Here is a 19,611-nt window from a genome sequence, read left to right as displayed (position 1 = left end):
CCGCGGATGCGCCGAGCCTGGCCAAGAGGAAAGCGTTGAGGACGGCGGTGGTCCGTTGCAGAGCATAGGGTGGGGGGGTATCTTCCAGCCATGGGCGAGAGAGCCTCGATCACGATTCCAGTCACGGGAATGACCTGCGCCGCGTGCCAGGCGCGCGTTCAGCGGGCGCTCGCCAAGTCGCCCGGCGTCGACGATGCCGTCGTGAACCTCATGATGAACAGCGCGGCGGTGACCTACGATCCGTCGCGATCGTCACCGGCAGCGCTTGTCGACGCGATTCGGGCGACCGGCTACGGCGCCGAGCTCGCGAGCGAAGCGCCGAGCGTGCATCGAGCGCAGGCTGAGCAGGACAAAAAGCGACGCGATGAATTCCGCGACCTGCGCGCCAAGGCCGGCTTCGCGCTCGCCGTGGGCGTCGTCGAGATGGCGGTCTCGATGTCCAAGTCTTCGATGTCGGCGATGTCCGAGACCGGCGCCTCGGCGCCGAGCGCGTGGTGGGTCATGCTCGTCGCCACACTCGCCGTGATGCTGTGGGCGGGGCGGGACTTCTATTCGCGCGCCTGGAATGCGCTGCGACATCGTGCCGCCGACATGAACACGCTCATCAGCGTCGGCACCGGCGCGGCTTTCATCTTCTCGGCTGTGGCGACGGCGAGTCCGCAATTGCTCGCCCGGCACGGCGTGCAGCCGCAGGTCTATTACGAAGCGGTCGTCTTCATTCTCGCGTTCGTGCTCGCCGGCCGCGCCATGGAAGCGCGCGCGAAAGGTCAGACGACGTCGGCGCTCCGCCGGCTCGTCGACTTGCAGCCGCCGCGCGCACGGGTGTTGCGCGACGGCACCGAGCACGACGTCCTGATCGAGCTCGTGCGGCTCGGAGATCTCGTGTTGGTACGGCCGGGCGAGCGAGTGCCCGTGGACGGCGAGATCGTCGAGGGATCGAGCGCCGTCGACGAGTCGATGCTCACAGGCGAATCGATGCCGGTGAGCAAGGTCGTCGGCGCTCCAGTATTCGGCGGCACGGTCAACGGCGGAGGCGCCTTGGTCGCGCGTGCGACGTCGCTCGGCGAAGACAGCGCGCTCGCTCGCATCGTCCGCCTGATGCGCGATGCGCAGGCGACGCGCGCGCCGATTCAAAATCTCGCCGATCGCGTGAGCGGTGTGTTCGTGCCCGTGGTCCTTGCGATCGCTCTCGCGACGCTCGTCGCGTGGCTCATCTTGGGCGGGCGCGAACACGCGGCGCAGGCGATCGCGGCGAGCGTCTCGGTGCTGATCATCGCCTGTCCGTGTGCCATGGGCCTCGCCGTGCCTACAGCCGTGATGGTGGCGACGGGAAAGGGCGCCGAGCGTGGTGTGTTGATCAAGGGCGGTCGGGCGCTTGAACGGGCGGGAAGCGTCGACTTGGTGCTGGTCGACAAGACCGGTACGGTGACAAACGGCCGACCAGCCGTGACCGATGTAGTGCCCGTCCGCGGAGTCGACGGCACCACGCTCCTTTGTGCCGCCGCCAGTGTCGAGCGGCTGTCGGAACATCCGATCGCCCGTGCGATCGTCGAACATGCCGACGCCGTGCAGGCGGACCGTCGCGCGGCGGTCGGGTTCAGCGCGGAGCCGGGGCACGGCGCGAGGGCTCACGTCGACGGAAAGGAAGTGATCGTGGGAACGGCGGCATTCGTGGCGGAAACGACCCCGATTCCCGAGGATCTCGCCGATGCCGCCTCTCGATTGTCGGATGACGGGAAGACGCTCGCCTTCGTCGCGAGCGGCGGCAGCATGCTCGGTGTCATCGCGGTCGCGGATCGACTCCGAGAGACGTCTCGGCCGGCGATCGCACGACTGAACGGCTTGGGACTCGACGTCATGATGCTCACCGGCGACAACGAGCGCACAGCGCACGCCATCGCCGCCGAAGCGGGCATCGCTAGCGTCTCGGCGAACCTCCTTCCGGCACAGAAGACCGCCGAGGTGGAACGACAACAGCAAGCGGGGCGCGTCGTCGCGATGGTCGGCGACGGAATCAACGATGCGCCGGCGCTCGCGCGGGCGGACGTCGGCATCGCGATCGGAACGGGCACGGACGTCGCCATGGACGCGAGCGAAGTCACGTTGATGCGCCCTGATCTCGCCGGCGTCGCCGACGCGATCGCCCTTTCGCGCCGGACCATGCGCACGATCCGCGAGAATCTCTTCTGGGCGATGGTCTACAACGTCATCGGGATTCCACTCGCCGCAGGCGTGCTCTTTCCGCGGTTCGGCGTTTTGCTCAACCCGATCGTCGCCAGCGCCGCCATGGCGCTCAGCTCCGTGAGCGTCGTCGGAAACAGTCTTCGTTTGCGGAGGTGGACGCCGTGAAACACGATCATGCAGTCGCCGACTGCGCGTGCGACGTGCACGCCGGCACGGGGGGCGGCCGAAAGGCCGTCGCCGTCGATCCGGACATCAAGGCGCGAAACCTCAAACGCCTTCGCCGCATCGAAGGACAGGTGCGCGGTCTACAAAAAATGGTCGAGGAGGACCGCTACTGCGCCGACGTGATGACGCAGATCTCATCAGTGCACGAAGCGCTGCGCAGCGTCGGGCGCGAACTGATGCGAAACCATCTGCGCCACTGCGCGAGCTCGGCCATTCGCGCCGGAGCGTCGGAGGCCGAGTCGATGTATGACGAGCTGGTCGAGATGATGTACCGCCACGCGCGCTGACGCGCGCGCACCATTGGATCAGGCCGACGTCACTCGAAGGGCCGCATCGACGACCGCGTCGGCGGTGATTCCCAGTTCCTTGTAGATCCGCTCGTAGGGCGAGCTCGCGCCGAATCGGTGCAGCCCGATCGCTTCGCCCGACAACCCGACCCACTGGTACCACGACATCGGCTGCGCCGCCTCGATGGCCACGCGCGGAATGCCCGGCGGCAGCACCGCGTCTTGGTACGCTTTCGGCTGCTTCTCGAACACTTGCATGGAGGGCATGGAAACGACGCGTGCCGCGACGCCGCGATCGGCGAGGGTCTTTTGGGCCGCGAGCACGAGCTGCACTTCGGACCCTGATGACATCAGCACAACCCGCGGCTTTTCGTTCCCTGGGGAATCCGCCAGGACATACGCACCCTGCATCAGTCCTTCGGCCGATCCGTACTTCGAGCGATCGATGAACGGCACCTTCTGTCGCGTGAGAATCAGAGCTACCGGGCCCGCCGGCTGATCCACCGCCATTTTCCACGCGACGGCGGTCTCGTTGGCGTCGGCGGGGCGAACGACGTTGAGGCCCGGAATGGCGCGGAGCGACGAGAGCTGCTCGATCGGCTGGTGCGTCGGCCCATCTTCGCCGAGTCCGATGGAGTCGTGTGTGTAGATGTAGATGACGCGCGCGCCCATGAGCGCCGCCAGCCGCACCGACGGCCGCATGTAATCGGAGAAGATGAGAAACGTGCCGCCGTACGGGAGGATGCCGCCGTGCAGCGCCATGCCGGTCATGATCGCCGCCATGCCGTGCTCGCGAATGCCGAAATGGACGTAGCGCGAACCCGGCGAGGCAGGCGTGAAGTTCTGCCAGGCTTTGACCGACGTGTTGTTCGACGGCGTGAGGTCCGCCGAACCGCCTACGAGCTCGGGAAGCAGATCCGCCGTCGCGTTCAACGTTGCGCCAAAGGCCGCGCGCGTGGCGATCGTGCCGTTTTCCGCCGTGAACGTCGGGAGCTTGGCCTCCCAGTTGGCGGGACGTTTTCCGGCCAGCCGCCGCTCGAGCTCCGCCGCATCCTTGGGGTTCGCGTCGGCGTACGACTTCCACCGCGCGTTCCACTCGTCGTGGTAGCGCGCGCCGCGATCCTTCGCCTGGCGCCATTCGGCGAGCGCTTCGGCGGGCACGAAGAACGTGTCGAGCGTCGGCCATCCGTAATTCTGCTTGGTGATGACGACGTTCTCCTTGCCGAGCGCTTCGCCGTGCGCCTTCTCCGAGTCCTGGCGAGGACTGCCGTAGCCGATATGCGAGCGTGTGATGATCAGCGTCGGACGCTCGCTGTCGTTCTTCGCTTCGGCGATGGCGCCCTCGATTGCCTCGAGGTCGTTCACGTCGGCGATGTGGAGCACCTGCCAGCCATAGCCTTCGAACCGCTTGGCGGTGTCGTCGGTGAACGTGAGATCGGTCTTGCCGTCGATGGTGATGTGGTTGTCGTCGTAGAAGCCGATCAGCTTGCCGAGCTTGAAGTGTCCGGCGAACGACGCCGCCTCGTGGGAGATGCCTTCCATGAGATCGCCGTCGCTACAGATGAAGTACGTGAAGTGGTCGACGATTTCGTGTCCCGGCTTGTTGAACGCGGCGGCGAGATGCGTTTCGGCCACCGCCATGCCGACGGCGTTGCCGATTCCCTGTCCGAGCGGACCGGTGGTCGTCTCGACGCCCGGCGTGTGGCCGTGCTCCGGGTGCCCCGGCGTCTTGCTTCCCCACTGGCGGAACTGTTTGATGTCGTCGAGTGAGAGGTCGTAGCCGGTCAGGTAGAGACACGAGTACAACAACATCGACGCGTGTCCACACGACAGGATGAACCGATCGCGGTTGAACCACGCGGGATCCGCCGGGTCGAAGCGCATCGTGCGCGTGAAGAGCACGTAACCGAGCGGCGCCAGCGCCATCGGCGTGCCCGGGTGTCCGGACTCGGCTGCCTGGACGGCGTCCATGGACAGGGTGCGGACGGTATTGATGCAGAGGAGGTCGAGGTCGGTCGCGGTCGCGGTCATCGCGGGTCGGTGCGTTGGATGAAGGGGCGTGCAGAAGTTAGCTCACAAGGTGCCGACAGCAGAATTCCGAGCGTAGCAGTGAAGCGCCGAGGTGACGAAACCGTGGTTGGCCGCGAGCACCGGCGTTACCGTGCCCGACAGGCGTCGTCTCCCAGACGGCGGCGATGAACGAGACCACGCGCTTTTCCTCCCCAATTCCGACGACCTCGTCGAGCTACGGCGCGATCGTGATCGGCGGCGGCTTCTACGGCGCGCGCCTCGCGCTCATGCTGCGTCGGCGCGGCCTCCGCGTGCTGCTCGTCGAGCGCGAAGCGTCGCTGCTGTCTCGGGCCTCGGCCCGGAACCAAGCGCGTGTGCACAACGGATACCACTATCCGCGCAGCATCCTGACGTCGCTCCGCTCGCGCCTGAATTACCGGCGGTTTCTCAACGAGTATTCGGACTGCGTGCACCGCTCGTTCACGCACTACTACGCGGTGGCACGCGGCATGTCGAAGGTCACGGCGGGCCAGTTCGTTGAGTTCTGCCGCCGCATCGAAGCGCCGCTCGCCGCCGCGCCGTCGCGGGTCGCCAAGCTGTTCGACGGATCGCGGATCGAGGCGGTCTTCGAGGTCGAGGAGTGTGCCTTCGACGCGGCGGCGCTGCGTGTGAGGATGGCTCGCGAGCTCCAAAACGCCGGCGTCGAGGTTTCGTTGTCGACGGAGGCCGTGGCGGTGGCGACGACGCCGTCGGGGCTCGTCGTCGGGCTGAATACGCTGGCGGCCCCCCCGGTCTTCCGGTCCGCCGCTCCGCCCGTGCACGCGGCGCTCGCGCTCAACTGCACCTACTCGCGCCTCAACCACGTGCTGAACGCATCGAAGGCGGAACCGATTCCGGCGAAGCACGAGCTCACCGAGCTCGCGCTCGTCGAGCCGCCCGATGCGCTCGACGGCGCGGCGGTGACGGTGATGGACGGTCCGTTCTTTTCGCTCATGCCCTATCCGTCGCGCGGTCTCCACACGCTGAGCCACGTGCGCTACACGCCGCACTTCAGCTGGAACGACAAGCCCGACTCTCCCGTGGTGGAACTTCGCACGTTGGCCGGGAGCTCGCGCTTCGACCACATGATGCGCGACGCGGCGCGTTACCTTCCGGCGATGCGTACCACGCGGTACGCCGACTCGATCTGGGAGATCAAGACCGTCATGCCGCGCAGCGAGAAGGACGACAGCCGACCGATTCTGCTGCGTCGCTGCGCCGAGCACCCCGCGCTGATCACGGTGCTGGGCGCGAAGATCGACAGCGTGTACGACGTCGAAGACGCGTTGCTCGCGGAGCTCGACCAGCGGCCCGCGCGGCGCGTTCCACGTCCCACCCCGACCGATGTCCGCCGACTCCCTGATTTCGATCGTCGCCCCGCTGGAAGGCGATAGCCCCGGCGCGGTCGAGGCGTTCGTCGAGGAGACGGTCGCCGTGCTGGGCGGCCTCGTCTCGCACCACGAGATCATTCTCGTGGACGACGGAGCCCCCGAGGCGACCGTCGCGCGCGTCCGCACGCTGCTCGAGCGCCACGATTTTCTTCGCTTTCTGCGCCTCTCGCGTCACTTCGGCGAAGAAACCGCGATCACCGCTGGGCTCGATGTAGCCATCGGCGATTACGTCGTGGTGATGTTGCCGAGCATGGATCCGCCGGCGCTCATCCCCGACTTTCTCGAGCGAGCGCGCGGCGACACCGACGTCGTCTACGGAGTGCGACTGCACCGGAAGAACGAGCCGTTCTGGTATCGGACGGGCGCGCGCGCCTTCTATTGGTACATGAACGACGTCGCGAGGCTCGGGATTCCGCGAGACTCGACACAATTCCGATGCATGAGCCGGCAGGTCGTGAACGCGCTGACGCAGATTCGCGGCCCCGACCAATACCTGCGAATGCTCACGTCGTACATCGGCTTTCGGAAGCAGCCGTTTCCGTATTCGCCGATCAACCGGTCTGGTACGACGACGGTGCGCCCGAAGGGCGACGCCATCGACCTCGCGCGCGCGCTGATCATCGACTCGACCACGCATCCGCTTCGTCTGGCGGTCTGGGCGGGCGTCGGGCTGGCGGTGCTGAATCTCGTGCTCGTGATGCTTCACTCGGCGGTGGGCGAAATCGCCGGCGCGGCGTTCCACGAGGCGGTGGTGTTCATCGTCCTCGCGCTCGTGCTGGCGGCGATCGGCGAGTACGTGGGCAGCATCTCGCTTCGGCTGCGGGACCGGCCGGCTTACTACGTGCGCGAAGAGCACACGAGCTCCGTGCTGCTGCGCGAAGAACGAAGAAACGTCGTCGGGAAGACGGCGGAGTGACCGCGCCGGCGCCCACCATCGTGAGCGCGCCGGGCGTTCCCGAGCACGAACGCTTCGTCTTCGGCGAAAAGCGTCAGCGATACTGCGTCGCGGTCTTCGTGATCAACGAGGGCGAGCGCGTACGAAAGCAGCTCGCCGCGATGGCGCGTTTCGCCGACCGGATCGACATCGTCGTGGCCGACGGCGGCAGCACGGACGGGTCGCTCGCGGCCGATTCGCTCGCGGATTTTCGGCTGCGTGCCCTCCTGATCAAGCGAGGACCCGGGCGCCTCAGCGCCCAAATGCGGATGGCGGTCGGCTTCGCGCTGGACGAGGGCTACGACGGAATGGTCGTGATCGACGGCAACGGAAAGGACGACCTCGACGCGCTGCCGCGCATGATCGAGCTGCTCGACGCCGGATACGACCACGTGCAAGGTTCGCGATACGTTCCTGGGGGACACGGCATCAACACGCCGCCGAGCCGCACCTGGGCCGTGAAGTTGATTCATGCGCCGATGATCAGCATCGCCGCCGGCACGCGTTACACCGACACGACGAACGGATTTCGCGCCTACAGCCGACGCCTGCTCGCGGATCCGCGCGTCGCGCCGCTTCGCGATGTGTTCATGGGGTACGAGCTCCACTATTACTTGGCGATACGCGCCGCCCGCCTCGGCTTCCGCGTGACCGAGACGCCAGTGACACGCCGTTATCCCGAAACCGGAAAGACGCCGACGAAGATCAGCCCGGTGAAGGGCAACCTTCTCGTTCTCCGCACGCTGGCCGCTGCCGTGCTCGGCCGTTTCGATCCGTGACTGCGCGAGAGACCGCCGCGCTCATCGGCTACACCGGCTTCGTCGGCGGAAATCTCCTCGCGCAGCGCGGATTCGACGCGCTCTTCAATTCGCGCAACATCGAAGAGATCGCCGGCCAGTCGTTCGATCTGATCGTTTGCGCCGGCGCGCCGGCCGAAAAATGGAAGGCGAACGCGGACCCCGTGCGCGATCTGGCCAACATCGAGCGCCTGGCGGGCGCCGTGACTCGGGCGTCGGCGACACGCTTCGTCCTGTTGTCCACAGTCGACGTGTTTGGATCGCCAGTCGGCGTCGACGAGAATTCGCCGGTCGCGACGGACGGACTTCACGCCTATGGCCGGGACCGGCGTGTGCTCGAAGAACTGATCTCGTCGCGCTTCGACACGACGATCGTGCGTCTGCCGGGACTCTACGGCCCCGGTCTCAAGAAGAATGTGATCTTCGACTTTCTGCACGACAATGACGTACGGAAGATCGACTCGCGCGGCATCTTTCAGTTCTACGACACGAAGCGGCTGTGGAGTGACCTCGACATCGCGATGCGAAGCCGGCTTCCCCTGGTACACCTGCCGACCGAGCCCGTGAGCGTCGCCGACGTGGCGCGCTCGGCGTTCGGCATCGAATTCGACAATCCCGTCTCGGCGAATCCGGCGCGCTACGACATGCGCACGCGGCACGCGGGGTTGTTCGGCGGCGAAGGGGCCTACATCGAGACTTCGGCTCGAGTGCTCCGCGGAATCGCGGCGTACGTGGCGCGCGAACGGACGAAGTCCCCGTGAGACTGGCCGTCTCGAACATCGCCTGGGATGCGAACGCCGACGACGCGGCGGCTGCGGTGCTCGTGCGCGAAGGCGTAGGCGGTGTCGAGCTCGCCCCGACCAAGTGGCGCGCCGCGCCGTACGACGCGCCGGCCGCGGATGTCGCTGACTTGCGCAAGAGCTGGGAAGATCGTGGACTGCCCATCGTCTCGCTGCAATCGCTCTTGTTCGGCCGGCCCGAGCTTCAACTCCTCGGCAGCGAACCGGAGCGTCGAGCCATGATGGATCACCTGCGAAGAGTCGCCGACTTCGCGGCCGCGGTCGGAGCGCGAACACTCGTGTACGGATCGCCCAAGAATCGCGTTCGCGGCGAGCGTTCGACCGACGACGCGATGCGCCAGGCCGCCGACTTCTTCCGCGCGCTCGCGCCACACGCCCGCGATCGCGGCGTGATCTTCTGCCTCGAGGCGAATCCGACCGAATACGGCTGCGATTTCATCACACGCACGTCCGAGGCGATCGAACTCTGCCGGATGGTCGACGACTCGTCGATTCGCCTCAACGCCGACGTGGGCGGGATGATCTTGGCCAACGAGAATCCCGAGGACGCAATCGCGCGAGCCGCCGCGTTCGTCGCCCACGTTCACGCGAGTGAGCCGCATCTCGGTCTTCTGTCGAGCCAGTCGGCGCACGAAAGCGCGGCGTCGGCGCTTGCCCGTGAGAACTACTCGGGATGGGTGTCAATCGAGATGCGCGCTCCGTCCCCGAGCGATCAAATCGAGGGATTGGAGCGCGCGATCCGCGTTGCCAAACGAGCCTACGCTGTCCTGAGCCGCTGAGTGCGGGAGGCCGCGGTGTGACGTCAGTGTCGCGCCGATCCTCGCACTGCGACGCGACTGGCGAAGCGGGTCTCCACCGCGCCGACGTACAGCATTCTCGACACGGGCGCCTTCGAATCGCGTACGACGTTCAGCGTCGCGGCCTGCTCCACGGCGGTAGCGGTCTCGTCCGGCGTTGCCTTTGGGTGCGTCTCTAAGTACAGGGCGAGCGCTCCGCTCACGTAGCCGGCAGCCATCGACGTGCCGTTCCAGAGTTGCGTCACCGGTGAGTTGTTCCGGTCGAGGCTCGGCAGCAGAACCGAATCGCCGGGCGCGTAGATGTCGATGCACGGACCAAAGGCTGTGTTCGGCGCACGCCGGTCGATCGTGTGAGTGGTTCCGTCGGCGGATTCTTCCGACGCGAGCGCCGACGCGCCGACGACGATCGCGCCAAGTGAATTGGCCGGCGACACGCGGCAGGCGTCGATGTCCAGGTTGCCCGCCGACACGACGACGGGAATGCCCGCGGCTCGGAGCTCCGCAACTGCGGAATCGAGCGACGGTATTCGCGACGACGTGTCGGCGATGAACGACCAGTTCGCGATGGCGGGACCTGGGTGCACCTTGTGATCCTCGATCACCCAACGGGCTCCGTCGACGATGGCTTTGATGGTGCCGCGCAGCTTTTCGCACTGCACCATCTTCACATCCACGATCTGCACGTCGGGTGCGACGCCGAGCGTCGCGCCGCCGATGGCGCCGGCGACCGCGGTGCCGTGAGCGTTACAGATCTTCGCATCTTCGGCGAAGCCGGTGTACCCGATGCGAACGCGCCCGGAGAGCTCCGGATGCGTCGTCGAGACTCCGCCGTCGAACACGTAGACCGTGACGCCCTTGCCGGTCGCAGAATGCGCGAACGTGCGATCGAGCGGCAGATCGTGTTGATCGATGCGGTCGAGGGCGAGCGACACGGTGGGAGATTCGAGAATCGTCGTCGGACGAACTTCACTAGACGCCAGTGCCGCGGGATCTCGGGGCTCCGCGACGGCCGTCGGATCGGGCCGAGGCGGTCGCGCGCAACTCTGGATCAGCGCGCCACCGACCGCGGCCGTGCCGGCCATGAAGCCGGCTAATACCAAGGTGCTTCGCATGCCCTCCGACTAGGGAAGGCGCATGCCACAGGGTGTTCCATCCAAAGATTTTGATGCCTGCCCGTTGGCCCAATCGGTGCAAGGCGTTGTGCAAGTTGGCCGGCGACCGACGTCTCCCTGATGTACCGCCTTCAGGGGCCAATCATGCGTCGCGTCGTGGGTAGGTTCTGCAGCCGCGTTCTTCGCGCCACAATCGTCGTTGCCACCCCCTTCGCCGTGCCGGCGTTAGGCGCGCAGGGATGGATCGTCCCACGCCCGTGCGGTCTGGGAATTCAGCCGCTCGAGGGCCGCACGCCCCCGATCGTTCGCGATTGCGCCACGAACATCGTGCGAACGCGGAGCGACGTGCGCGTGGAGCTCGCCGACCACGTACTCCGTTACGAGGTCGAAGAGAGGTTCGTGAACCGCGGGCCGACGCTCGGCGAGGCGGACTATCTGTTTCCGCTGCCGACGAACGCGGCCTTTCAGAATCTTGCGCTGTCGATCGACGGCGAGCTCGTGGCCGGAGAGACGATGAACGCCGGCCAGGCCCGTAACATCTACGAGTCAATCGTCCGGGCCAGGCGCGACCCCGCGCTCGTCGAATGGATGGGGCACGGGCTTCTTCACGCGCGCATCTTCCCGCTCGAGCCTGGCCGCGAAAGGACGGTCGTCGTGCGGTTTCAAAGCGTGGCGCCCCGCGAAGGCGACGCGCTGCGCGTTGACTATTTCCGCGGAGGCGCGCCCGGCACGACCAACGTGCGCGACGGCGGCGATGCATCGTTCACACTGACCTACCGTCAGGCGCCGGAGCTCGGCGCCCCATTCTCGCCGACGCACCAGCTCGACGTGGCGGACCGCGACGGTCGTCGCGTGGTCAGCGTGCGCGGCGATGCCCGCGACGTGACGCTGCTCCTTCCGGTACGCGCGCGCAACGAGGCCGCGATCACGGCGCTCAACTACGCGCCAGGCAACGAAGACGGCTTCACGCTGCTGAGCGTGACACCGCCCGCGGGTCGTCGAACGGACGTCATCCCGCGTGACGTCACGCTCGTGCTCGACGTCTCCGGTTCGATGAACGGTCGCAAGATCGAGCAGGCGCGCGCGGCGGGTCGTCAGCTGCTGTCGACGCTTCACGAAACGGACCGGTTCCGATTGATCGATTTCTCTAGCGACGTGCACACGTTCCGCGACGACTTTGTTTCCGCGACGCCGGACAACGTGCGTGACGCAACGCGCTACCTGGACGCGCTCGACGCGTCGGGGAGCACGAACATCGAGGGCGCGTTGCGCGAGGCGCTGCGCCCGGCCGTGGTTCGCGGCCGTTTGCCCGTGATCCTCTTCGTGACCGACGGGGAGCCGACCGTGGGCGACACGCGGCCGGACCGTCTCGCGGCGATGGCCGCCGACGCCAACGCCCACGCCGAAGAACCGCGGCGGATCTTCACGTTCGGGCTGGGGTCAGACGTCAACGTGGGTCTCCTCGAGCAGCTGGCCCTTCAGGGGCGCGGAACGTCGCAGTTCGTGCGTCCCGACGAATCGGTAGAACGAATGATCGGCATCGTCGCGAATCGTCTCGTCGGCCCGATGCTCACCGACGTTCGCGTGCGCGTGGACGGCGACGTGCGCCTCTCGCGGATGCTTCCCGGTGAAATGACCGATCTATTCGCCGACCGGGATCTTTCGCTGGTGGCGCGCTACTCCGGTCACGGTCAAGCACGAGTCATCGTCGAGGGTCGCCGAGGCACCACGACGGTGACGTGGACGTCGACGGTGGACTTTCCGGATCGCGACCGCGAGAACTCGTTCGTCGCGCGTCTCTGGGCGACGCAGCGCGTCGGTTACCTGAGCGCCGAGAAGCGAAAGAACGGCGGCTCGTCCGAGGTCGACGACGAGATCCGTTCGCTCGGCGAGCGATACGGCATTCCAACGGAATTCACTTCGTACCTCGTCACAGAGCCGCAGTCCATGCCCGTGCGAACGGCGATGATGGGTGCGGGTGGCGGCAGCGGAAGAGGTGCGGCGGCGCCGGCCGCGCAGGTCTCAGACGCCGCGGGTTTCAGGTTCGAGTCCGCCAAGGCGGCCTCGGCGCAGCGAAGTGCTTCCAACATCGCCGTTGTCGACTCGTTGTCGTTCGCCGCGGGCCATGTGTCGCGTGACAAAGACGAAGCGCGCACCACGCGGCGCATCGACGGACGGACGCTTTCACTGCGCGACGGCGCCTGGACGGACGTGCGCTATCATGCCGGCATGCCGGTGACGAGCGTCAAGCCGTACTCGAACGCATACTTCGACATTCTGAAGCAACTTCCGGAGCTCAAATCGGTGTTCGCGCTGGGCGATCGGGTTGTGGTGGTCGGCAAGAGCGCGGTGATTCGAGTGGATGACAGTGGGATGAACGACCTGGCGCCGGCCGCGCTAACGGCGCTCGTACACGCGTGGTGAACTTTCGGTCACAGATCACAGGTCACCGGGTGCTGACAGCCAGCAGTTCCGATACCCGCGACCGGTGACCGGATACCAGTTTTCACATGATCGATCTTGACCGGCTCTTCCGCGAATACCATCAGCCGCTCGTGCGATATCTCGCACGGCGGCTGGGGGATCGCGACTGGGCGGAAGAAGTTGCGCAGGAGACGTTTCTCCGAGCGGCGCGGCAGGAGTCGATCACCAGCGAACGCTCGTGGCTCTTCGCGGTGGCAACGAATCTGGTGCGCGACGAAGCGCGAAAGGATGCACGCCGCCGCCGGCACCTCGAGCTGCTCCGAGAACACGCGCGTGCCGAGGAGGCGGTCGACCCGGAGCCGACGTCGCTCGAGCGAGCGCAGGAAGCGGCGCTGGCGAGACGCGCAGTGGACGCACTTGGCGAGCGGGATCGCGAGGCGCTCCTCATGCGCGAAGAAGGGCTGAACTACACTGAGATCGCCAGCGCGCTCGACCTGTCGGTGGCTTCCGTGGGAACGACGCTGGCGCGCGCGCGGAAGCGTCTGGTCGAAGCGTACGAAGCGCTGCAACGCGAGGCGGGCTGGCCGCGCAGCGGCGCTGTGCCGGCCGCGACGAAAGGAGAAGGGACTCATGCAGCATCTTGACGAAGGAACGATCCACGCGTGGCTCGACGGAGAGCTGCCGCCGGACGACGCGGAGAGCGCCGCCCGACATGTGGCGGGATGCGCGGAGTGCCGCGCTCTCGTCGTCGAAGCGCGAGGGCTTCTGGCCGGAGCGTCGCGCATCGCGTCCGCGCTCGACGCGGCGCCCGCGGGCGTAGTTCCTCCGGCGCAGCACGGTGGGGGAGCGACAACGCGTCGGCGGCAGTGGTATCGGTTCGCGTTCACGCCGGTGCGGATGTCGATTGCGGCGACGATCATCGCGGCCGCCGGCCTCACGTTCACCGCGCGCCGCGTTGCCGAAAACAGCGCGTTGGGTGAGAAGGCAGCCGACAAGCAGTTCGTCACTGTTCCGACGTTCACGGCGCCGAAGAGGGCGGGCAGCCCTGTCGCCGACTCGATCGTCGCGCTCAAGGAGATGTCAGCGTCGGGCAAGGCCAAGGCGCCGGCCCCGGCCCCGTCGTCCGCGCGTGCGGCTGCGAGTGCCGACCTGTCCTCAACCAAGCCGAGTGCGTCGTCCAAGCCGCAGTTGACTGACGCCGCCGGATTCGAGAAAAAAACCGCGCATCTGGATCGGCGAGCCGTCACGAATTCGCCGCGTCACGTCGCTGCTGCGCCGGCAGCGGCGCCCGCTGCCGAGCCGGCGCCTCCGGTGAGGCAACTCGACTCGACGCGCGCGAAGGACGAGCTGGTGAAGGTCAGCGCCGATTCGCTCAGGCGGGGGGATGCGCTCGAGCGTCGCCGCGCGGCGTTCGTCGCGGGAGGCGTCAACCAAATGCAAGGGTCCGTCTTGACCGAACGAGACGCGGCCGGGTCTCGCGTTTTCACATTTAGAGATTGCTATCGGCTTGCCGTCGATTCCACGGAATGGCGCGGCGTGTTGCCGTCTGGATTCGCGCTTGATGCGCGAGAGACGGCCCTCAACGGCGCGGTACCAGCGGCAGCCAGCTTCACACCCAGTCGCGGCGGCGTCGCGGGAGGGGTCGGCGGTGCGCGGGGCGGTGCGGCGTCGGGCGCGGCTCAACCGACCGCCAGCAGTATTCCGGCAGCGGCTCCGGCTCCGGCGGTCAATTCGGTGCGCGCTCTGGACTCCAACGGACGCGTTGGGCCGACGGCCATCGGGCTGTGGTTCTTGGGCCACGCGGACACGATTGGCGTCCGGTTGTCGAGAAGCGACTCCAGCCACAAGCTCGTCACGCTTTTGATGACCGGAAGCGGCTCGAGCGCGCGCGTGATCGCGGGCGACCGCGCGGACAGCGTGCGCGTCGCCCGGGTGTCGTGCCCGCGATAGCGGCCGCTATTTCAGGTCGATCCGACCCATCCGAAACTGACCGCTCTCGGCGATCCAAAGCCGATGGCGCGTCGAGTCGATGCTCACGTTGCGCACGATCGTTCCCTTGGTCGGAATCGGCACGACCTCCATGCGCTCGGTCGCCGGATCGAAGCGAACCATCGTGCCCTGCCGAGCCTCGTTGACCCAGATCGCGCCGTCCGGCGCGACGCCGATGCCGTATGGGTTCGAGGTGGTGTCCGGTTTAGCGCTCGGCGTCTGCCATTCCTTCGCCGTCTTGGTCTTCGGGTCGTACATGCCGAGGTGGCTGCGCGCGTTGTCCGAATACCAGATTCGGCCGTCCGACGTGATGCAGAGACGTCGCGGGCGCGTCGCCGGATTTGGCAAATCGATCTCGGTGAGATGCGCGGTTTTCGGATCGAGATGTCCGAGCTTGTTCGTGCCGAAGAGCGCCATCCAGAGCGAACCGTCGGGCGCGCGCTGAAGTCCGTATGGTTTCGCCCCACGCGTGGCCGGGGTGTACAGCGTGACGGCGCCGGTCTTGGGGTCGAGCGTTCCGTACCTGTTCGAGTTCTGCGATGTGAACCAGAGCGTGCCGTTCAGCCAGAGCGGTGTGTGCGGGTCCCGCGCCGAATCGGTCTTGAACTCGGTGATTTGGCCCGTCGTCACGTCGAGGTGACCGATCCGACCGGCATTGTTCTCGGTGAACCATACGCTCCCGTCGGGAACGACAATGATGCCGTGCGGTCCCGAGTTCGGGGTCGGAGTCGGATACTCCTTGACCTCTCCCGTCTCGGGATCGAGTCGCCCGATGTAGCTCCCGTGCTGATCCGCGAAGTAGACGTGTCCGTCTTTCGCCACGGCGGGGTCGTGGGCGTACGCGTCCGGATTCTTGTGAGGGAGCACGTACTCACGGACACTGAATGCCGCCGTAACAAGCGGGCGCAGCTCGCTCACGCCAGCCACCGGCGTGACCGCGAGGAAAAAGAGCGCGACCCCGGCGAGCACGATCGCGGCGAGCAGGAGCATCAGGGGTGATCGACGGAGCTGCGCGAGTCGAAGCCACATATAGGCCCCCCTTGCTGGAGAACTCGAGTGTACGGCCGCGACGGCGGGTGATCCGACACGCCGTCAACATGATAGATGTACTCGCGGCCGTTTCCGGGTGCAAACCGTCAGTCGCCGAGGCGCGGTTGTTGCGTCCGCCACGGCCACGTGAATACGAACGACCCCGCCCTCTGGTACAAAGACGCGATCGTCTACCAGCTTCACGTCAAATGCTTTCGCGACTCCAACGCCGACGGCTACGGCGACTTTCGCGGGCTGATCGACAAGCTGGACTACGTTCGCCAACTCGGCGCGAACACGATCTGGCTGTTGCCGTTCTATCCGTCGCCGCTCAAGGACGACGGCTACGACATCTCGGCGTACGAGGAGATCAATCCGGCGTACGGCACGATCGAAGATTTTCGCGCGTTCCTCGCCGCCGCGCACGAGCGCGACATTCGCGTCATCACCGAATTGGTGATCAACCACACGTCGGACCAGCATCCATGGTTCCAGCGCGCGCGCCAGGCCCCCAAGGGATCGCGCGAGCGCGAGTGGTACGTGTGGAGCGACGACCCGAACAAGTACGCGGGCACGCGGATCATCTTCAGCGATACCGAGCGCTCCAACTGGGCGTGGGATCCGGAGGCGCAGCAGTTCTATTGGCACCGCTTCTTCAGCCATCAGCCCGACCTCAACTTCGACAATCCGGACGTGCTGGCCGCGCTGCTCAATGTGATGCGGTTCTGGCTGCGCATGGGCGTCGACGGGTTGCGGCTCGACGCGATCCCATACCTCGTGGAACGCGAGGGCACGGGCTGCGAGAACCTTCCGGAAACGCACGCCGTCCTCAAGACGCTTCGCGCGACAGTCGACGCGGAGTTCCCCAATCGCGTTTTTCTCGCCGAGGCGAACCTCTGGCCGAGCGACGTTGTGGCGTACTTCGGGAACAGCGACGAATGCCACATGGCGTTCAACTTCCCGATCATGCCGCGCATGTACATGGCGGTGCGCAAGGAAGACCGCACGCCGATCGTCGAGATCATGCGGCAGACGCCGGAGATTCCGTTCGACTGCCAGTGGGCGGTGTTCCTGCGCAACCACGACGAGCTCACGCTCGAGACGGTGACGGACGAAGAGCGCGACTACATGTACCGCGAATACGCGCGCGATCCGCGCATGCGCATCAACGCCGGCATCCGCCGCCGCCTCGCGCCGCTCATGGAAAGCGGCCGCCGCCAGATCGAGCTGATGAACGCGCTGTTGATGTCGATGCCGGGCACGCCGATCGTCTACTACGGCGACGAAATCGGCATGGGCGACAACATCTATCTCGGCGATCGCAACGGCGTGCGCACGCCGATGCAGTGGAGCGCCGACCGCAACGCCGGCTTCAGCGAAGCAGAAACCGCGGCGCTGTACTCGCCGCTCATCGTCGATCCACCGTACGGATTTCACACGGTGAACGTCTCCGCGCAGGAGCGCACGCCGACGTCGCTGCTCCGGTGGACGCGTCGGCTCGTGTCGGTGCGGCAGGAATACAAGGCGTTCGGCCGCGGGACTTGGGAAGCGATCAACTGTCCGAACCGACGCGTCCTCGTCTTTCTGCGGCGGTACGAAGACGAGACGATCCTCTGTGTCAACAACCTCTCGCGCTTCGCGCAGTACGTCGAGCTCGAGCTCCGTGACTTCGAGAATTGCGTTCCGGTCGAGCTATGGAGCAAGGCGTGTTTCCCGTCGATTCGCGACGTGCCGTACGTGTTGACGCTCGGCCCGCACAATTTCCTGTGGTTCAGGATCGTGTCGTCGGAGCAGGCGAAAGAGATTCAGCGTCAACTGCCATAGTCGCGCTTCGGCGCGCACCGATCCCACGGCGGAGTGGCCACTCGTCACGACGGAGAATGTTTCTTGACGCTCATCGTAGAAAATCCCGCTGCACCCCGCCTCTACCCGCTGCGAGCGCGACCCGCGACAAGACGCCACGCTCGCCACAGCGCTAATCCGAGCGCCACGCCGGCGATCCCGAACACGACGAGCAGCACGCCGAACCATCCGGCTCCGGCGATGAGCGCCTGAACGCCGACCCACCCCCAGACCGCGCCAAAGGCCACGGCAAAAATCGCGGCGGCGGGCAGCACGTAATAGACGAATCGTGGCCGTTCTGTTCTCATCGATGGATCTCGAGGGTTGGGCGCGCCGACTACGCGAGGCTGAGCGCCATCACGTGATCCCGTTGCGAATCGGTACCGACAAGAAAACGCTGCTCGCCAACGCGGCGAAAGCCCGCCTTTTCGTAGAACGCGATGCCGCGCGGATTCTCTTCCCAAACGCCTAGCCAGAGAACGTCGCAGCCCCACGCACGCGCCTGTGCGACGCATGCGTCCATCAGAGCCGCGCCGACGCCGCGGCCGTGCCAGGCGCGAGCCGCGTAGATCCGCTGGAGCTCCGCCGGCCGCCGAGCGAAAACAGAAGGCGATCGCGAACCGAGGCGGGCGATCGCGTAGCCGATCGCCTCGCCCTCGGCCTCCGCGACCCACGCGGCGCGATCCGTGTCGCGGAGTTCCGCGAGCTGAAGATCGGGCGAGTACGTCTTGGCCAAGAACAGCTGGACATTCTCCGGCTCGTTCATCGGGCCGAACGCCTCCTCGAACAGCCTGGCGCCCAGTGCGGCCAGCAGCCCGGCGTCGTGCTCGTTCGTCCCGGCGCGGCGTACGACGACGGCGTGTGGCGGGTCGCTCACCGGTTCCTCGGCGCTTGAACCTGACGTAACGTGAGGGCGTAAGCTGGGTGCATGATCACGTTCAACGAAAAGCGGCTGCCTCGGAAGATGCCGACCCGCGTGGGTGTGGATAACGCAATGAAAGTTGGAGACCTCGCCAAACGCACGGGACTATCCGTGCGGACGCTGCATTACTACGACGAGATCGGTTTGCTCCAACCGCGGGATATTACGTCTTCCGGCCATCGCGTCTATGGCGCCGGCGAACTGGCGCGCCTGCAGCGCATCAAGTCGCTTCGGCAGCTCGGCTTCAGCCTCGACGAAATTCGCGCTTGCCTCGACGCCCCGGAGTTTTCGGCGCATCGCGTGATCGAGCTCCACATCAAACGGCTGCGCGAGCAGATCGGCGAGCAGGAGCGGCTCGTATCGGTCCTCGAGACGCTCGACGCGAGCTTCGTCGCTGGCGCGATCGCGTCACCCGACGAACTGATTCGGGCCATCGAGAGCATGACGTCGCTCGAGCGCGAGTTCACGCCGGAAGAGTGGAACGAGATCAAGGAGCGCGGCGAGCGGTTCGGGCGCGACCACGTGCGTGCCGTGGAGCGCGAATGGCCGGGCCTCATCGCCCGCATGCGCGCGGCGATGCTGCGCGGCGACGATCCGGCGAGCGCCGACGTCGCGGCCCTCGCGGCCCGATGGCGCGAGCTCGTGCGCGAATTCACCGGCGGGAACCCCGAGATCGAACGCAAAGTGCGCGCGGGATACGTGAACGATCCCGACCGAATGAAGCGTGCCGGTCTCGATCCGGCGCTCTTCGCGTACGTCAATCGGGCGATTCGCGCCCTCGATGTATTAGAGCCTGCCGCCGCGATTTTGCAGCGGACTGGCCACTGAG

The 19,611-nt window shown here is 66.4% G+C and carries 17 protein-coding genes; 12 read left to right on the top strand and 5 right to left on the bottom strand.

Going from position 1 to position 19,611, the window contains the following annotated elements; genetic code table 11:
- Positions 1-90: 90 nt before the first annotated feature.
- Both VGQ44_02860 and VGQ44_02855 read left to right on the top strand, forming a co-directional pair.
- Positions 91-2,349, top strand: a complete 2,259-nt coding sequence (locus VGQ44_02860; protein HEV8445727.1) for a heavy metal translocating P-type ATPase — start codon at positions 91-93, stop codon at positions 2,347-2,349.
- Positions 2,346-2,696: a metal-sensitive transcriptional regulator gene (locus VGQ44_02855; GenBank protein ID HEV8445726.1), complete on the top strand. Its 351-nt coding sequence runs from the start codon at positions 2,346-2,348 to the stop codon at positions 2,694-2,696. The genes VGQ44_02860 and VGQ44_02855 overlap by 4 nt, the downstream gene beginning before the upstream one ends.
- 18 nt (positions 2,697-2,714) lie before the next feature.
- Here the strand turns inward: VGQ44_02855 and tkt are convergent, their stop codons facing one another.
- Positions 2,715-4,727, bottom strand: coding sequence for a transketolase (gene tkt, locus VGQ44_02850; GenBank protein ID HEV8445725.1), 2,013 nt, complete (start codon positions 4,725-4,727; stop codon positions 2,715-2,717).
- A gap of 164 nt (positions 4,728-4,891) precedes the next feature.
- Between tkt and VGQ44_02845 the strand changes: the two genes are divergently transcribed.
- The 5 genes from VGQ44_02845 to VGQ44_02825 are packed head-to-tail and all read left to right on the top strand — an operon-like array spanning position 4,892 to position 9,446.
- On the top strand, positions 4,892-6,139 hold the full coding sequence (locus tag VGQ44_02845) for an FAD-dependent oxidoreductase (GenBank protein HEV8445724.1): 1,248 nt from the start codon (positions 4,892-4,894) through the stop codon (positions 6,137-6,139).
- Complete coding sequence (locus VGQ44_02840; GenBank protein HEV8445723.1) at positions 6,090-7,052, top strand: glycosyltransferase family 2 protein; 963 nt, start codon at positions 6,090-6,092, stop codon at positions 7,050-7,052. The genes VGQ44_02845 and VGQ44_02840 overlap by 50 nt, the downstream gene beginning before the upstream one ends.
- Positions 7,049-7,849 (top strand): glycosyltransferase family 2 protein, encoded by an 801-nt coding sequence (locus tag VGQ44_02835; GenBank protein ID HEV8445722.1) that lies wholly within the window; start codon positions 7,049-7,051, stop codon positions 7,847-7,849. The genes VGQ44_02840 and VGQ44_02835 overlap by 4 nt, the downstream gene beginning before the upstream one ends.
- Positions 7,846-8,628: an NAD-dependent epimerase/dehydratase family protein gene (locus VGQ44_02830; GenBank protein ID HEV8445721.1), complete on the top strand. Its 783-nt coding sequence runs from the start codon at positions 7,846-7,848 to the stop codon at positions 8,626-8,628. Before VGQ44_02835 ends, VGQ44_02830 begins: the two co-directional genes overlap by 4 nt.
- Positions 8,625-9,446 carry a sugar phosphate isomerase/epimerase family protein gene (locus VGQ44_02825; GenBank protein ID HEV8445720.1) on the top strand — a complete coding sequence of 274 codons (822 nt, stop codon included), beginning with the start codon at positions 8,625-8,627 and terminating at the stop codon, positions 9,444-9,446. Before VGQ44_02830 ends, VGQ44_02825 begins: the two co-directional genes overlap by 4 nt.
- Before the next feature lie 23 nt (positions 9,447-9,469).
- Here VGQ44_02825 and VGQ44_02820 read toward each other — a convergent pair whose 3' ends face one another.
- Complete coding sequence (locus VGQ44_02820; protein HEV8445719.1) at positions 9,470-10,576, bottom strand: S8 family peptidase; 1,107 nt, start codon at positions 10,574-10,576, stop codon at positions 9,470-9,472.
- 144 nt (positions 10,577-10,720) lie between these two features.
- Here VGQ44_02820 and VGQ44_02815 point away from each other — a divergent pair, with 144 nt between their 5' ends.
- The 3 genes from VGQ44_02815 to VGQ44_02805 all read left to right on the top strand — a co-directional run bounded on the left by VGQ44_02815 (position 10,721) and on the right by VGQ44_02805 (position 14,950).
- Entirely contained in the window at positions 10,721-13,000 is a 2,280-nt protein-coding gene (locus VGQ44_02815; protein HEV8445718.1) for a VIT domain-containing protein, read from the top strand.
- Between the two features lie 86 nt (positions 13,001-13,086).
- The gene (locus VGQ44_02810; protein HEV8445717.1) at positions 13,087-13,644 is read left to right on the top strand and encodes a sigma-70 family RNA polymerase sigma factor; all 558 of its coding nucleotides are present in this window, start codon (positions 13,087-13,089) and stop codon (positions 13,642-13,644) included.
- Positions 13,631-14,950 (top strand): zf-HC2 domain-containing protein, encoded by a 1,320-nt coding sequence (locus VGQ44_02805; GenBank protein HEV8445716.1) that lies wholly within the window; start codon positions 13,631-13,633, stop codon positions 14,948-14,950. The genes VGQ44_02810 and VGQ44_02805 overlap by 14 nt, the downstream gene beginning before the upstream one ends.
- 6 nt (positions 14,951-14,956) lie before the next feature.
- On the opposite strand, the gene VGQ44_02800 is transcribed toward VGQ44_02805, so the two are convergent.
- Positions 14,957-16,018 carry a hypothetical protein gene (locus VGQ44_02800; protein ID HEV8445715.1) on the bottom strand — a complete coding sequence of 354 codons (1,062 nt, stop codon included), beginning with the start codon at positions 16,016-16,018 and terminating at the stop codon, positions 14,957-14,959.
- A 147-nt stretch (positions 16,019-16,165) separates the two neighbouring features.
- On the opposite strand from VGQ44_02800, the gene treS reads away from it, so the two are divergent.
- The gene (gene treS / locus VGQ44_02795) at positions 16,166-17,842 is read left to right on the top strand and encodes a maltose alpha-D-glucosyltransferase (GenBank protein ID HEV8445714.1); all 1,677 of its coding nucleotides are present in this window, start codon (positions 16,166-16,168) and stop codon (positions 17,840-17,842) included.
- Positions 17,843-17,943: 101 nt separating this feature from the next.
- Here treS and VGQ44_02790 read toward each other — a convergent pair whose 3' ends face one another.
- Complete coding sequence (locus VGQ44_02790) at positions 17,944-18,168, bottom strand: hypothetical protein (GenBank protein HEV8445713.1); 225 nt, start codon at positions 18,166-18,168, stop codon at positions 17,944-17,946.
- Positions 18,169-18,197: 29 nt separating this feature from the next.
- Positions 18,198-18,737 (bottom strand): GNAT family N-acetyltransferase, encoded by a 540-nt coding sequence (locus VGQ44_02785; GenBank protein ID HEV8445712.1) that lies wholly within the window; start codon positions 18,735-18,737, stop codon positions 18,198-18,200.
- A gap of 117 nt (positions 18,738-18,854) precedes the next feature.
- Here VGQ44_02785 and VGQ44_02780 point away from each other — a divergent pair, with 117 nt between their 5' ends.
- On the top strand, positions 18,855-19,610 hold the full coding sequence (locus VGQ44_02780; protein HEV8445711.1) for a MerR family transcriptional regulator: 756 nt from the start codon (positions 18,855-18,857) through the stop codon (positions 19,608-19,610).
- Position 19,611 lies beyond the last annotated feature (1 nt).

The organism is Gemmatimonadaceae bacterium (assembly GCA_036003045.1).
GTDB lineage: Bacteria > Gemmatimonadota > Gemmatimonadetes > Gemmatimonadales > Gemmatimonadaceae > JAQBQB01.
Note: the sequence above shows the minus strand (reverse complement) of the source record. Positions and strands in the feature narration are given on the sequence as shown.